Genomic DNA, 13828 nt, shown 5'->3' on the forward strand with positions numbered 1-13828 from the left:
TTGTGCGGGCCTGCAATCCCTGCTTTGTCTCAACTTTCTTCTTATTTTCAGGTGACGGATAGCACGAGTGACATCTTCCCTTCATCCTCTCCATCACTTGTGGCGTCTGTTTCCTGTAGCTCAAAGGCGGCGTTTATTGGCCAAGGCTACGGCTTTGCTTGCCCCTAAAGCGGTTCATCCCACGCCGATTGCTGATGCAAATGTGATTATTGGAGGAGAGCTAGCCCGGGGTTCCGGCTTGGGTGAGGGGGCCAGATTGCTTTTGCGAGGTCTGCTTTCTCAAGGCGTAAGTGCAAAAGGGGTAGAGGCTGGTCTTTTACAATCGCAGGGGAAAGACGGGCTGGATTCTGTTTTTGCAGATCCAAAAGCGGCTTTGGTGCTGCATGTAAATGCACCACAAACGCCAGCAGCCCTTTTGCGCCTGGGCCGGAAGCATGTGCTTGGGCGCCGTATTGTGGGCTATTGGGTGTGGGAGCTACCGGTTATCTCGCCAGAATGGCATGCTGGCGTGCCATGCGTGCATGAAATCTGGACACCTTCGCATTTCAGTGCGCGCGCGCTGGAACCTCTTATGCCTGGCCGGGTCAAGATTGTGCCCTATCCGTTGGCGTGTGTGCCTCCGCAGCCCTCCAAATTGGATCGTCAGGCTTTTGGATGGCCTGAGGATGCTGTGGTGGTGTTGGTTTCCTTTAGTCTTGCATCTAGTTTTGAGCGCAAAAACCCTTTGGCGGCTATAGCAGCGTTTCGGCAGGCATTTGGAGACAGGAAAGACCGCCTGTTGGTAATGAAAATATCTGGCTCAGACCATTATGCGGCAGATATGCAGCGCCTGAAGGATGCGGCAGGTGGCGCACAGAACATCCGTTTTGAAAACCGTATGCTGCCAATGCCCGATGTGTACGCCATGACACAGCAGGCTGATATTGTGCTTTCCCTACACCGGAGTGAAGGGTTTGGGCTGGTACCTGCAGAGGCCATGCTTCTGGAACGCCCTGTTATCGCCACGGATTGGTCTGCTACGTCAGAATTCTTAACATCAGAATGTGGTTGGCCAATTTCTTACAAACTTGTAACAGCTACAGATGCGCGGGGTGTGTATCAGGTACCTCAAGCTGTGTGGGCAGAGGCAGATATTTGGTGCGCAGTAGAAGCATTGCAAACTCTTGCAGATGATGCCAACAAGCGCCGCCAGCTTGGGCAGGCTGCTGGTAAGGCGGCATTGCGGGCCTTTGGGCCAACTCCTTTACTGAATGCAGTAGCTGCATTGCAGAAGTAGATTAGGAAAAGTGGTTTGAGCGGCATGCGGGTATTTGTCTGGCAGTGGGGGCGCAAAGGGGCCGGCCCGCGTATTGCTGCAGAACTTGCCAAAGCCCTGAACGCATTGCCAGACACGTCTGCTGTTCTTTCCCTCTCCTCTGGGGCGGAGGTGCTACAGGCCGAGCCTGACCTTCATAATGATGTACCGGTACGTACATACAAAAGCCTTTCCAGCTTTTTTATGCGCTTGTTGCAGGCTCCGCGTATGGTGCACGCACTTGGCCGCATGTTACGTGCTGTTCGGCCTGATGTTGCCATATGCGCCATGCCAGGGCCGCTTGATCTGATTATGGTGGCAGCTTTGCGTAAAGCTGGTGTGCCTGTTGTGGTGCTGGTGCATGATGCTGCAACTCATCCTGGTGATGGTTTTGTTGGGCAGATGTTTTTGCAGCGCCTGCTGGTCTGGTTTGCTGATATTCCGGTTACATTAAGCCGTCATGTGGCTGCTCAGCTTGAAAAACAATGGTGTATGCGTGGGCGGCGTGCGCTGGTGGCTTTTCATCCACCTTTTGCGTTTGTTGCGCCAGAAGGGCAGCAAACGGCCCCCTTTGCGCATAAAGGGCCGGTTCGGCTGCTGTTTTTTGGCAGATTACTATCTTACAAAGGTCTGGATCTGCTGGCGCAAGCTCTTACAGCTATAGGGAAGCAAGGCGATTATATCTGCCAGATTGCAGGTAAAGGGCCCCATAGCGCAGAACTGGAACATCTTGCAGGCTTACCCAATGTGCAGATTGAAAACACATGGGTGCCAGAAACAAAAGTCAGCCAGCTTCTGGCATGGGCGGATGCGCTGGTGCTGCCTTACAGAGAGGCCACGCAAAGTGGTGTAGGGGCAGCCGCCCTTGCCGCCGGGCGTTGGGTGATTTCAACAGATGTGAGTGGTCTGGCTGAACAGTTTGCCGGGCAACCCAATGTGTTGTTCTGCAAGCCAGAAGCCCAAAGCATTGCAGCAACACTTACAGCATTTGTAAAAGATAAGCCTGCTGCCACACCGAATACGCAAGGTAAGCGGGAGGCTGAGCAGGCATGGCAGATTATGGCCGAACAGATTTTGAACGGCGTGAGGCAGTTTGAGGCTGGCTAGGTGCGGGAAGAGCCTGCTCGGCGTTGATAATCCGCAGTTTTACGTGAGCGCCAACCTCAATTTGCCGGAGGCTTTTACGGTCATCCATTGTGCATAGTGTAAGGGCAGATCCTTTTTCTCCGCCACGGCCCGTGCGCCCGATACGGTGCAAATAGGTTTCTGGCTGATCTGGCACATCGTAATTGATAACCTGCTTTACAGAAGGCACATCCAAGCCGCGTGCCGCAACATCTGTAGCAACAAGAATAAAGAGCCGCCCGGATTCAAAACTGGCAACCGTGCTGGTGCGCTTATCCTGCGCAATATCTCCATGCAAAGGGGCGGCGGCAAGCCGGGCTTTTTTAAGCAGAGCGGCAAGCTGATCTGCCTCTGCTTTTGTGCGCACAAACACAATGCTGCGCATTTTAGGCGCGCGGCTGAAAAATTCCTTAATAAAGCTTGGCTTCTGAGAGGGATCTAAAAACAACGCCGCTTGGCGGATGGGGCCGCGCTTTTGGGGGGCTTGTTCAATGCTGATTTCAACCGGCTTATGCAGCAGGTTCAGGAGCGTGCTTTTAAGACTTTCGGGCTGGGTAGCAGAAAGCACCAGTGTTTGCCGCATGGACGGCAGATAGGAGAGCAGTGTTTCTGTATCTTCCTGAAATTCGGGAGAAAACAGACGGTCCCCTTCATCCAGAACCAGATATCCGCATTCTGAAAGATCGCAAATCCGGTTGGAAACAAAGTCCAGCAGGCGTCCGGGTGTTGCAATCAGAATGCGTCGGCCCGTGGCTTGCGCAAGAAAATGCTCCTGCTCTGCGCGGTCAGAGCCGCCAAACAGCGGCACGAGGGTAACAGGTGTTTGCTTCTGGCCTTTTTTGCTTTCGCCTAAACAGGCGCGAAAAACCTTTTCCACCTGCAAAACCAGTTCACGCGTGGGCACAAGAACCAGCACAAAACGTGGCTTGCGAGATTTCAGCAGCTTCTGGCTAAGCGGCAAGGCGTAGGCAGCCGTTTTGCCGGTGCCCGTGGGTGCACGCACCAATACATCTCTGCCATCCAGAATGGCCGGAATAGTAGCCTCTTGCACTGGAGTAGGGGCAGCCATGCCCGCCTGCTGCGCATATGCGCATAATGCTGGATCTAGGCCCAGATCATGGAAACTGCCGGACATCGTGTTGCCTTTCTCCTTATCTGGAATGCGCAAACACGCCTTGCACGCTTTCCGTTCCAGCGGCAAGGAGAGAAAGACACGGGGGTGCTTTTCAGCACTCTCCCTTGCGCAACAGAGGAATAACGCATCATGGCGCGTGCAGATTACGCCGGAACCCCAGAGGGTTCAAATATGTCGTCTTGCGGAACGCAGGCGGGCGTTGCTGCCTTTGTTGTGGGGGAAGATTTTGCTGGTATGCGGTCTCAAGCTCTGGGGCTTGTAGCACGTGCAGGGTGGAATGGCACTTTTCACCCCATATGCCCCAGTAAACTGGCCCGTATTATGCTGCGTGGGCCGCGTTGGATTGGTAAGCCCTTTTTACGCGGGAGCGACGGGGTAGATCTGGAAGAATGTCCGGCTTTTGCACACTCCTCCGTTGTGGTGAGTGTTGGTGGTAAGGGTGGAGAAGTTGGTGCTGGTTTGCGCGGTTCACACCGGCCTGTGGTGCAAATTCAGAACCCTCGTAAAAATCTCTCGCGGTTTGATCTGATTGTTGCCTGTCGGCACGATGATATTGCTGGCCCAAACGTGTTGCTTGGTCGCACAGCATTGCACGGGCTTACGCCCGAAGCCTTGGAACAGGCGCGCGCGCAATGGAAACCGCAATTTGCAGAACTGCCACGCCCTCTTATTGCCGCTTTGGTTGGAGGCTCTAACGGGCGTTTTCATTTTGGGGAGGCAGAAGCCCATCGTCTTGGGCAGGTTTTGGTGGAAACACTCAAGGCAGAAGGGGGCAGCTTGGTTGTCACCCCCTCTCGTCGTACAAGCCCGGCAGCCATGAAGGTGCTGACAGATATTGTAGAAAAAGCAGGTGGCCATGTTTGGAATGGGGAAGGGGAAAACCCCTACGAAGGACTGATTGCCTGTGCAGATAATCTGATTGTCACGATTGACAGTGTTTCGATGATATCAGAAGCGGTTGCCGGGTGTGCGCCAGTTACCATCTATCCGCTGCCGGGGCGTTCACGCCGGATTAGTGATTTTATAGAAGAGTTGGAACTGGCTGGGCGCGTGCATGTGCTGGAAGATACAGAAACGCGCCTTCCGGCCCCGTGGTTGGCGTTACCGTTAGATGATACGCCCTATATTATTGCGGAACTGCACAAACGGCTTGGTTTTTAACCACGCCGTTTGTGCCGCACATTTTAAATCCAGATAGATCCAAGCAGGATAAGCGTGCCCACAATAAGTGCGGCAACATGGCGCATAACGTGCTCTGGCGTATCTGGTGGCAGGTTGAGGTAAAAGACAAAGCAGTAAGCTACCAGCCCACACCCAACAATCACGCAGATTGTACGGACGATGGGGTAAGTTGAAATATCACGCGGATCAAACTGCATAATCTTTTCCTTACGCCGTCATGCCAAATCTAATGTTTAGTCCCTGATAAATGCAGAAGCGGGATACCCTTGTGCAAACAGAGCCGTGCGGAGGGATGTATGGTTGATCTGGGCCGCAATTTCCTTGCGCACAACCGGTTTGGCATAAAAAGCCATACCTAGCCCGGCCTTACGCAGCATGGGTAGATCATTGGCGCCATCACCAATAGCCAGCGTGGCTTCTGTGGGCAGGCTGTGCGTAGCTGTCAGCTTTTCCAGCAGGCTCAGCTTTGCATCTGGGCCCAGAATAGGCTGGCCGGTTGCGCCTGTCAGGCAATCTTCTGCATCAAAAAGGAGCGTGTTGGCGTGGTTTTCATCAAATCCGCACAGCGCCGCAACCTTGGAGGTAAAAAAGGTAAAACCACCAGAAACCAGCGCCGTGTAAGCGCCGTGGGCATGCATGGTCTGCACCAGTTCGCGCGCGCCAGAGTTCAGTTTGACGTCCTTCCACGCTTTTTCCAGCAAGGAAGCAGGGAGCCCCTCCAACAGGGCCACACGTTCACGTAGGGATGTTGCAAAATCCAACTCACCATTCATGGAGCGTGCGGTAATAGCGGCTATTTTTTCACCAATACCGGCATGGGTTGCCACATCATCCAATGTTTCATTGGCAACAATGGTGCTGTCCATATCAGAAACCAGCAGTCTTTTGCGGCGCATGGCTGTATGTGTCAGCACCGTATCTACGGGCAGGGTGTTCAGCGCTTCCCGCACGGCTGGCAGTTTGGTGGCTGCATTTTCCGGGCAAGGAATATCAACAGCTTCCCCGGCAGAAAGCACAATGGCTTCTGCATTGGTGGCAAGAATGTCGCGCACCAGTGCAATGGTGGCGCTATCAAGGGTGGTTGCCTCACGCTGGGCAACAAGGGTCAGAACAAGGCTCGTCATGGCAAAGGGGTGTGTGGCAGGAATGCAGGCATGAGGCAAGCAGAACACCATATGGGCAGACTTGCGGATGCTTCCGCCAACCTGCCCGCAGCACTTATTGTGGCCGGGCCAACCTGTTCCGGCAAATCCGCTCTGGCGCTGGCATTGGCCCGCAGATTGAATGGCGAGATTATTAATGCCGATTCCATGCAGGTTTATAAGGACCTCCATATTTTAACGGCTCGCCCCAGTGCGGAGGACGAACAGCTTGTGACACACCGGCTGTATGGTGTGCTGCCAGCAGAAGAAAAAGGCAGTGTGGCATGGTGGCGAGAGCAGGCTTTGGCCTGCATGCAGCAGGCATGGGCGCAAAACCGTTTGCCCATTTTATGTGGCGGCACAGGCATGTACTTGCACGCCCTTACAAATGGCTTGGTCATTATCCCGGATACTGGGGAGGAGGCCCGGCAGGAGGCCCGCCAGAGTGTGGCACAGTACGGCGCACCTGCTTTGCACGCCCGACTGATGGAAGTGGACCCTGAAACAGCCAGCCGCCTGAGGCCTGTGGATTCCCAACGTGTTTCACGCGCGTGGGAAGTCTGGCGTGGCACAGGGCATGGGCTGACATGGTGGCATAAGCAGCCCGGCTTGCCGCCCGCTGCTTGCCGGTTTGTAGCTGTGCGCCTAAATCCTGAACGCGCGGAACTGCGGGCACGCATTGCCGCAAGGTTTGAGACCATGCTGCGCAATGGTGCTGTGGCAGAGGTGCAGGCTTTACTGGCCCGAAAACTGGATACCACCCTGCCAGCCATGCGCGCACATGGTGTGCCAGAGCTTTCTGCCATGCTGCGTGGAGAGATAATCGAGCAAGAAGCCACGCAACGGGCTGTGCGGGCCACAGGGCGTTATACCAAGCGGCAGGCAACGTGGTTTGCGCACCATAGTTTGGCAAAAAAGGGCTTGGAATGCACAGTTGATGCATCTTTTTCTGATTTTGCGCAATTTTCGGAAAGAAAATACGAAGAAATTGTATCTTTCGTTCTCTCTGGGATTGACGCTGCCTGATTCGAGGCCTAAAGATGCGGCCTGTCCCATTTCCGGGAAGAGAGGATGACATGACACTCAAAGCTGCTTCGGCACCATCAGACGCACGGAACACACCAGCTCTTTCTGGTGCGGAAGTCCTTATGCGCGCGCTGGCTGAGCAGGGTGTGGAGGTTATTTTCGGATACCCGGGCGGGGCGGTCCTGCCCATTTATGATGCCCTGTTTAAGCAAAACCAGATTCGCCACGTGCTGGTAAGGCACGAGCAGGCGGCTGTTCATGCAGCAGAGGCTTATGCGCGTTCTACCGGCAAGGTAGGGGTTGTGCTGGTCACCAGTGGTCCGGGCGCTACAAACGCCGTAACCGGCTTGCTGGATGCCATGATGGATTCCATCCCGCTGGTGTGTCTGTCCGGGCAGGTGCCTACAAGCCTGATTGGCTATGATGCGTTTCAGGAAGCAGATACCACCGGCATTACGCGGCCTGTTACCAAATACAATTATCTGGTGCGCAAGCCCGAAGATCTGGCGCCAACAGTGCATGAGGCCTTTGCCATTGCACGTTCTGGCCGCCCCGGTCCGGTGCTGATCGATCTGCCTAAAAACATCACCGTGGGTGATGCGCCATACATGGGCGCTCAGGACATTGCTCCGCGTACGGAAAGAACACAGGCCAAGCCGGATAAAGATGCTGTGGCCCGCGCCGTAAAGGCCATGAAAAATGCCAAGCGCCCGCTGTTTTATACGGGTGGTGGCATTATCAATTCTGGCCCGCAGGCCAGTGAAGCCTTGCGCAAACTGGTGAAGATGACGGGTTTTCCCATCACCTCTACGCTGATGGGGCTTGGGGCTTATCCGGGCACCGATTCCCAGTTTTTGGGCATGTTGGGGATGCACGGCACCTACGAAGCCAATCTGGCCACGCATGATTGCGATGTGCTGATTGCGCTGGGTAGCCGGTTTGATGACCGTGTGACCGGGCGTGTGGATGCGTTTTCTCCTACATCCTTCAAAATCCATGCGGATATTGATCCGGCCCAGATCAACAAGATCATCCATGTAGATGAAGCCATTATTGGTGATGTGGGTGAAACCATCGCCATGATGATTGAGGAATGGGAAAAAGAACCCGCCTACACCCATCAGAAAGAACTGGCGGAATGGTGGAGCCGGATTGATGCATGGCGTGCGCTGGATTGCCTGCGCTTTACGCAGGATCAGGCGCCAGATGCGGTTATCAAGCCCCAGCAGGCTATTCGCCGTATTTACGAACTGGCGCGTGAAACCGGGCGGGATACCTATGTTTCAACCGAAGTTGGGCAGCATCAGATGTGGGCTGCGCAGTTCTTCCGGTTTGATCATCCCAACCGCTGGCTCACATCTGGTGGTCTGGGCACCATGGGCTATGGCTTGCCAGCAGCCGTTGGTGCGCAGATTGCACACCCCGATGCACTGGTGATGGATATTGCCGGTGAAGCTTCCACCCTGATGAACATTCAGGAACTGGGCACCATTGCGCAGTATCGCCTGCCGGTAAAAATCTTCATCATCAACAACCACTATATGGGCATGGTGCGCCAGTGGCAGGAGCTGCTGCATGGCTCTCGGTATTCTGAAAGCTACAGCGATGCGCTGCCAGATTTTGTAAAGCTGGCAGAAAGCTTTCACGGCACAGGCCTGCGGGTTACGCAGTTGAGCCAGTTGGATGATACTATCCGGCAGGCACTGGCGCATGATGGGCCGGTAATTGTGGATATCTGCGTGGCGGAAGGTGAAAACTGCTTCCCCATGATTCCTTCTGGTGCTGCCCATAATGAAATGATTTTGGGACCAGATCAGGAAGAAAGCGGAGCCAAGATTACCAAAGAAGGGCAGATGCTGGTCTGAGGCCGGTTGGGGCTTTCCCCAAGAGGTTTCTTTCTTCTTCCAGTCTGATTTCAGGATATACTGACAATGCAGCAGGAAAATTCCGGTTCTGCCGTTATCTCTCTTTTGGTGGATAATGAAAGCGGCGCCCTGGCCCGTATTGTGGAGCTGTTTTCTGGCCGTGGATACAATATCCAGAGCCTGACAGTGGCCCCGGTTGATGAAAACCAGACCACATCCCGCGTGAATGTGGTGACAACCGGCACACCTTCCGCCATTCGCCAGATACGCGCCCAGATTGCGCGTGTAGTGCCCGTATCCCGCGTTGTGGACCTTACGGCAGAAGGCCCATATGTGGCGCGGGAAATGGCGTTGGTGAAAGTGGTTTCCTCTGGCGAACCACGCACGGAGGCCCTGCGGATTGCGCAGGCATTCCGTGCACGGGCGGTGGACACCACGGCGAGTTCTTTTGTGTTTGAACTGACTGGCTCTACAGAAAAGCTGGACAGTTTTATCGAGCTGATGCGTCCGCTTGGGCTGGCTGAGGTGTCGCGCACAGGCGTGGCCTCCATTTGCCGCGGGCCGCAGACAATTCAGAGCATCTGAAGTATGAGAAAAGCCGGAAAAGCTATTCCGGCTTGTTAAAAGGAGCAAAAACCATGGCAATGCGCGTGTATTACGACCGTGACGCCGATGTGAATCTGATTAAATCCAAAAAGGTTGCCATTATTGGTTATGGTAGCCAGGGCCATGCCCACGCTAACAACCTGAAGGACAGCGGCGTGAAAGAGGTCGTGATCGGCCTGCGCGAAAGCTCCTCAGCAGTTGAAAAAGCCAAGGCTGCTGGCTTCACCGTGATGACCCCAGACCAGGCTGCTGCATGGGCAGACGTGGTTATGGTGCTGACGCCGGATGAAGGCCAGGGCGCACTGTACAAAGAATCTCTGGAAAAGAACCTGAAGCAGGGTGCTGCTCTGGCATTTGCTCATGGTCTGTCCATCCACTTCCGCCTGATTGAAGCGCGTCCTGATCTGGACGTGTTCCTGATTGCACCAAAAGGCCCTGGCCACACCGTGCGTTCCGAATATCAGCGTGGCGGCGGCGTGCCCTGCCTGGTTGCTATTGCGCAGGATAAGTCTGGCAAGGCTCTGGACATTGCTCTGTCCTATGCTTCTGCCATTGGTGGTGGCCGTGCTGGCACGATCGAAACTTCCTTCAAGGAAGAAGTTGAAACCGATCTGTTTGGTGAACAGGCAGTTCTGTGCGGCGGTCTGGTTGAACTGATCCGCGCTGGCTTTGAAACGCTGGTTGAAGGTGGTTACGCACCGGAAATGGCATATTTTGAATGCCTGCACGAAATGAAGCTGATCGTGGATCTGATCTACGAAGGCGGCATTGCCAACATGAACTACTCCATCTCTAACACAGCTGAGTATGGTGAATACGTATCTGGCCCGCGCGTGATTACGCCGGAAACCAAGAAAGCCATGAAGGGTATCCTGACGGACATCCAGAACGGTACGTTCGTGCGTAACTTCGTGCTGGAAAACCAGTCCGGCAACGTGTTCTTCAAGGCCACACGTGCACGTAACGATGCCCACCAGATTGAAGCTGTTGGTGAAAAACTGCGTGGCATGATGCCGTGGATTGCAAAATCCCGTCTGGTTGACAAAACCAAGAACTAATTCAGTTCTGGCGTTAGCCGTAGCAAAAAGCCCTGCCACCAAATGTGTGGCAGGGCTTTTTCTATTTAAGGGTTATCGCAATGTTAAAACCACGAGCGAATGCCAAAGGTAAAACGTAAATCCTCTGGCCCATTTTCTGCCATGCGGGTGTTGTTTCTGGCTATGCTGGCGGTGCTGCCATAATGCCCGGCATAGGTAACAGCAATATAAGGGGCAATCTGGCGTTTGAACTCATAGCGTAGGCGCAAACCTGCATCTATGTCAGAAAAACCTCGGCTTACACCGCGTTCCGGGTCTGCATGAGAATAGAAGTTCAACTCGGCCTGTGGCTGTAAAATCAGGCGGTTGGTAATCAGGAAGTCGTAAGAGCCTTCCAGTTTGCCAGCTACACCTGAGTTGTTGAAATACGCCGTGGCAGAGACATCAAAAAAGTAAAGTGCCAGCCCTTGTACGCCCACCGCACCCCATGCGCGGGTGGGGCCGCTATCTACATCCAGCCGAATACCAGCCTGTACATCAAAATAGGTGGAAATGGCTCGGTCATAGAAAAACTCATGATCACCATCTGAAAAACGACGGTGGCCATCTAGAACGCCTTCAGACTTTACCCAGAGCTTGTTGTAATCCGTGCCAAACCACGCTTGGCCAGAATACCTAAACAAGCTGTTGCCCGGTGTATATCGGCCTTCAAACTGCTCCAAGAGAGCATGGAAATATGTGTTGTGGTCCATAACCGGATGGATGTGCTGTACGTAATGCACTTTAGGCACAGGTGGCGGCGTTGCAGGCCACTGGGCACTGGGCGTTACGGGTGGGTAGGCAGAAGTGCCCACCTTAGTGCTTTTGTTGGGTGCAATGGTGTGCCCAGAATGCTGGGCCGGGTTTGAGCTTTGCTGGGGTTTAGGTTTTGGGGCAGGCATGTCCATGTCGCCCATATTCATATCATCCATGCCTTCCATACCTGCATGGTTCATGGAAGCTGCCTTGGCATGGGGCATAATTGCAGGAGCCATAAGCAGAGCGGACATACCCCACAGCAAAAAACGGGAAATGTATTGGCGGTTCAAACATGTTTTCATGACACCACCACCGTGCGAAACATGCCTAAATCCATGTGGTAAAGCAGGTGGCAGTGAAAAGCCCATAAGCCCGGTGTATCGGCAGAAACCAGATAGCTCAGCTTTCCGCCCGGTTGCGCAATAATGGTGTGTTTTACCGGGTTATACAGGCCGTTCCCGTTTTCCAGTTCGCTCCACAAACCATGCAGATGGATGGGGTGTTCCATCATGGTGTCATTTATCAGGGTAAAGCGCACCCGTTCACCCAAACGCAGTGGAATAGGCTCGGCTTCCGAGAACTTTTTGCCATCAAACCCCCAGATATAACGCTCCATGTTGCCGGTAAGATACAACGTGATCTCGCGCGATGGCGGGCGTTGATCTGTAGCTGGGTGGGTGGCGCGCAGGTCTGCGTATGTCAGAACCCGTCGGCCGTTGTTTTGTAAACCATCACCGGGGTCTGCCAGGCGGTTGATCGGCATGGCGGCGCGGTTCTGGTTTTCTACATTCAAAGGCGGCGCATGCGTTTTTGTGGCTTGGTGCATGGGCATGTCGTGCATATTCATGCTGCCCATATCGTGCCCTCCGTGCATGGCCATACCCATATCCACCATGGTGCGTACGGGCCGTTCATCCATGGGGGGAACAGGTGCGCTCATGCCGGAATGAGGGGCAAGCGTGCCGCGGGCATAACCCGTTTTATCCTCACTTTGGGCAAAAATGGTGTAGGCTTGGTTGCCTTGAGGTTGCACAATGCAATCATACGTTTCAGCCACACCAATGCGGAATTCATCTACCCGCACGGGTTCAACATTATTTCCATCCGCCTGAATGATATCCATCTGTAAACCGGGAATACGGATATCGTAAAAGGTCATGGCGGCAGCGTTGATGAACCGCAGTCTGATGCGTTCACCGGGTTTAAAAATACCGGTCCAGTTGGCAGCAGGAGCGCAGCCGTTCATCAGATAGGTGTAGATAATGCCGCTTACGTCTGAAATATCCGTAGCGGACATGTTCATGCCAGCCCACTGCATGCGGTCTTTTAGTGTCGGCCAAACGCCGGATTTCTTGACATCATGAAAAAACGAGACAGCCGTACGTTGCCGGAAATTATAGTAGTCATCCTGAAACTTCAGCTTGTTGATGATGGTATGGGGCGCCACATCAGACCAATCTGAAAGCAGGATAACGTAATCCCGGTCATAACTATTGGGGTCTGGCTCCTTGGGGTCAATCACAATGGCCCCATACAGCCCCATGGCTTCCTGCATGTTGGAGTGGCTGTGATACCAGTATGTGCCACTCTGTTTTACAGGAAAGCGATAGGTAAAGCGTGCACCGGGTTCAATTCCGACAAAGCTTAACCCCGGCACGCCATCCATATGTGCCGGGCACCGGATGCCATGCCAGTGGATGGAGGTTGTTTCGTCCAATGTATTATGGATGTTCAGGCGTAAATCATCGCCTTCACGCCACCGCAGGATAGGGCCGGGCACACCACCATTCATGGTGGGCACGCGCTGCGGTTTGTCTAAAATATTTACGTTCGCCCAGCCGATGGTCAGATCAAACGTGTTGCTGGCGTTTGGGGGTACAATCCCGGATGTAAGGGCAGAAGCAAACGCTTGTTTGGGTGGCTTAAGGGCATACAGGGCTGCCAATGCGCTGCCGCCAGTTATAAACTGCCGACGAGACACATTTCTCCCTTTCAAAACAGGGGGAATATGCATGGGTATTGTCCATTCTGCATCATGCTGCACGCATATAGGAACGCGCAGACCGACTGATTAAAACGTATGAAAAATCAGGCGTTATGCAGTTTGGGTGGTCTGAGCAGGGGATCCGCTGTGTAATCTGGCAGGAATAGAACATTCCTGCGTAACCGATGCGCAGGCATTTGCCATGCAGCATCATGCGCAGGCGTATAAGGCAGAAGCGCAGAAAGGCCGGCTGTAAAGCAATCTGGCTGGCAACAATGCTGTTGATGATGGTGTGTATGGGTTTGCAATGCACAATGGGCAGCATGTGCCGGTGCAGCATGATGTTCCATCGGCATGTTCATGGAAGCATGAGAATGGCACTCGGCAGATTGTACGCCTGAGTGCCAGTGTGTCATGGCATGAGCAGATGCAAATATCTTGCCCGGCAAAAGCGCATGCAAGCCTATCAGCACTGCTACAAAAAGCAGGCCGCTCAGAATTTTTCTGAAAGGCAGGATGCGATCCATCATCTCGCCACCATATCTGCAATGTGTATATGAGAGCAAGAAAATGTCCTGCAAAGCAGGAAGTCGTATCATAGTGGTTTTCTGATGCGGTGCGCAGGCGTGGCAGT

The 13828-nt window shown here is 53.8% G+C and carries 13 protein-coding genes; 7 read left to right on the forward strand and 6 right to left on the reverse strand.

What is annotated here, in order from left to right; genetic code table 11:
- Positions 1–67 precede the first annotated feature (67 nt).
- Together ABNV41_RS01625 and ABNV41_RS01630 are read left to right on the forward strand one after the other, a co-directional pair.
- Complete coding sequence (locus ABNV41_RS01625; protein ID WP_050818326.1) at positions 68–1276, forward strand: glycosyltransferase family 4 protein; 1209 nt, start codon at positions 68–70, stop codon at positions 1274–1276.
- A 15-nt stretch (positions 1277–1291) separates the two neighbouring features.
- Positions 1292–2401: a glycosyltransferase gene (locus ABNV41_RS01630; protein ID WP_087651867.1), complete on the forward strand. Its 1110-nt coding sequence runs from the start codon at positions 1292–1294 to the stop codon at positions 2399–2401.
- Here ABNV41_RS01630 and ABNV41_RS01635 read toward each other — a convergent pair.
- Positions 2352–3554 carry a DEAD/DEAH box helicase gene (locus ABNV41_RS01635; RefSeq protein WP_050818324.1) on the reverse strand — a complete coding sequence of 401 codons (1203 nt, stop codon included), beginning with the start codon at positions 3552–3554 and terminating at the stop codon, positions 2352–2354. The genes ABNV41_RS01630 and ABNV41_RS01635 overlap by 50 nt on opposite strands.
- Positions 3555–3683: 129 nt before the next feature.
- Here ABNV41_RS01635 and ABNV41_RS01640 point away from each other — a divergent pair, with 129 nt between their 5' ends.
- Positions 3684–4715, forward strand: a complete 1032-nt coding sequence (locus ABNV41_RS01640) for a mitochondrial fission ELM1 family protein (RefSeq protein ID WP_050818323.1) — start codon at positions 3684–3686, stop codon at positions 4713–4715.
- A 23-nt stretch (positions 4716–4738) separates the two neighbouring features.
- Here the strand turns inward: ABNV41_RS01640 and ABNV41_RS01645 are convergent, their stop codons facing one another.
- Both ABNV41_RS01645 and serB read right to left on the reverse strand, forming a co-directional pair.
- Positions 4739–4933: a hypothetical protein gene (locus ABNV41_RS01645; RefSeq protein WP_003623125.1), complete on the reverse strand. Its 195-nt coding sequence runs from the start codon at positions 4931–4933 to the stop codon at positions 4739–4741.
- A 36-nt stretch (positions 4934–4969) separates the two neighbouring features.
- The gene (gene serB, locus ABNV41_RS01650; protein ID WP_050818322.1) at positions 4970–5860 is read right to left on the reverse strand and encodes a phosphoserine phosphatase SerB; all 891 of its coding nucleotides are present in this window, start codon (positions 5858–5860) and stop codon (positions 4970–4972) included.
- A gap of 30 nt (positions 5861–5890) precedes the next feature.
- Here serB and miaA point away from each other — a divergent pair, with 30 nt between their 5' ends.
- From miaA to ilvC, 4 genes are all read left to right on the forward strand, one after another.
- A complete protein-coding gene (gene miaA, locus ABNV41_RS01655) occupies positions 5891–6904 on the forward strand; it encodes a tRNA (adenosine(37)-N6)-dimethylallyltransferase MiaA (RefSeq protein ID WP_408871370.1) in 1014 nt (337 codons plus the stop codon).
- A gap of 14 nt (positions 6905–6918) precedes the next feature.
- Positions 6919–8769 (forward strand): biosynthetic-type acetolactate synthase large subunit, encoded by a 1851-nt coding sequence (gene ilvB / locus ABNV41_RS01660; RefSeq protein ID WP_196332571.1) that lies wholly within the window; start codon positions 6919–6921, stop codon positions 8767–8769.
- A gap of 66 nt (positions 8770–8835) precedes the next feature.
- The gene (gene ilvN / locus ABNV41_RS01665) at positions 8836–9354 is read left to right on the forward strand and encodes an acetolactate synthase small subunit (protein WP_003623117.1); all 519 of its coding nucleotides are present in this window, start codon (positions 8836–8838) and stop codon (positions 9352–9354) included.
- Positions 9355–9413: 59 nt separating this feature from the next.
- On the forward strand, positions 9414–10433 hold the full coding sequence (ilvC, locus tag ABNV41_RS01670) for a ketol-acid reductoisomerase (protein WP_035362122.1): 1020 nt from the start codon (positions 9414–9416) through the stop codon (positions 10431–10433).
- Between the two features lie 83 nt (positions 10434–10516).
- Here ilvC and ABNV41_RS01675 read toward each other — a convergent pair whose 3' ends face one another.
- From ABNV41_RS01675 to ABNV41_RS01685, 3 genes are read right to left on the reverse strand one after another with little or no spacing between them, the layout of a single operon-like run.
- Complete coding sequence (locus ABNV41_RS01675; RefSeq protein WP_050818319.1) at positions 10517–11512, reverse strand: copper resistance protein B; 996 nt, start codon at positions 11510–11512, stop codon at positions 10517–10519.
- Positions 11509–13254 carry a copper resistance system multicopper oxidase gene (locus tag ABNV41_RS01680; RefSeq protein ID WP_349934877.1) on the reverse strand — a complete coding sequence of 582 codons (1746 nt, stop codon included), beginning with the start codon at positions 13252–13254 and terminating at the stop codon, positions 11509–11511. The genes ABNV41_RS01675 and ABNV41_RS01680 overlap by 4 nt, the downstream gene beginning before the upstream one ends.
- Positions 13255–13298: 44 nt before the next feature.
- Positions 13299–13724, reverse strand: a complete 426-nt coding sequence (locus ABNV41_RS01685; RefSeq protein ID WP_050818317.1) for a hypothetical protein — start codon at positions 13722–13724, stop codon at positions 13299–13301.
- Positions 13725–13828: the final 104 nt, after the last annotated feature.

The sequence above is a fragment of the Acetobacter sp. A11-2 genome (genome assembly GCF_040208445.1).
Classification (GTDB): Bacteria; Pseudomonadota; Alphaproteobacteria; order Acetobacterales; family Acetobacteraceae; genus Acetobacter; species Acetobacter oryzoeni.

What these genes read in the sequence shown, in the direction of transcription:
- ABNV41_RS01635 (WP_050818324.1), bottom strand. Translation starts at nt 3,554, where the DNA reads ATGTCCGGCAGTTTCCATGATCTGGGCCTAGATCCAGCATTATGCGCA.
- ABNV41_RS01640 (WP_050818323.1), top strand. Translation starts at nt 3,684, where the DNA reads ATGGCGCGTGCAGATTACGCCGGAACCCCAGAGGGTTCAAATATGTCG.
- ABNV41_RS01645 (WP_003623125.1), bottom strand. Translation starts at nt 4,933, where the DNA reads ATGCAGTTTGATCCGCGTGATATTTCAACTTACCCCATCGTCCGTACA.
- serB (WP_050818322.1), bottom strand. Translation starts at nt 5,860, where the DNA reads ATGACGAGCCTTGTTCTGACCCTTGTTGCCCAGCGTGAGGCAACCACC.
- miaA (WP_408871370.1), top strand. Translation starts at nt 5,891, where the DNA reads ATGAGGCAAGCAGAACACCATATGGGCAGACTTGCGGATGCTTCCGCC.
- ilvB (WP_196332571.1), top strand. Translation starts at nt 6,919, where the DNA reads ATGCGGCCTGTCCCATTTCCGGGAAGAGAGGATGACATGACACTCAAA.
- ilvN (WP_003623117.1), top strand. Translation starts at nt 8,836, where the DNA reads ATGCAGCAGGAAAATTCCGGTTCTGCCGTTATCTCTCTTTTGGTGGAT.
- ilvC (WP_035362122.1), top strand. Translation starts at nt 9,414, where the DNA reads ATGCGCGTGTATTACGACCGTGACGCCGATGTGAATCTGATTAAATCC.
- ABNV41_RS01675 (WP_050818319.1), bottom strand. Translation starts at nt 11,512, where the DNA reads ATGAAAACATGTTTGAACCGCCAATACATTTCCCGTTTTTTGCTGTGG.
- ABNV41_RS01685 (WP_050818317.1), bottom strand. Translation starts at nt 13,724, where the DNA reads ATGATGGATCGCATCCTGCCTTTCAGAAAAATTCTGAGCGGCCTGCTT.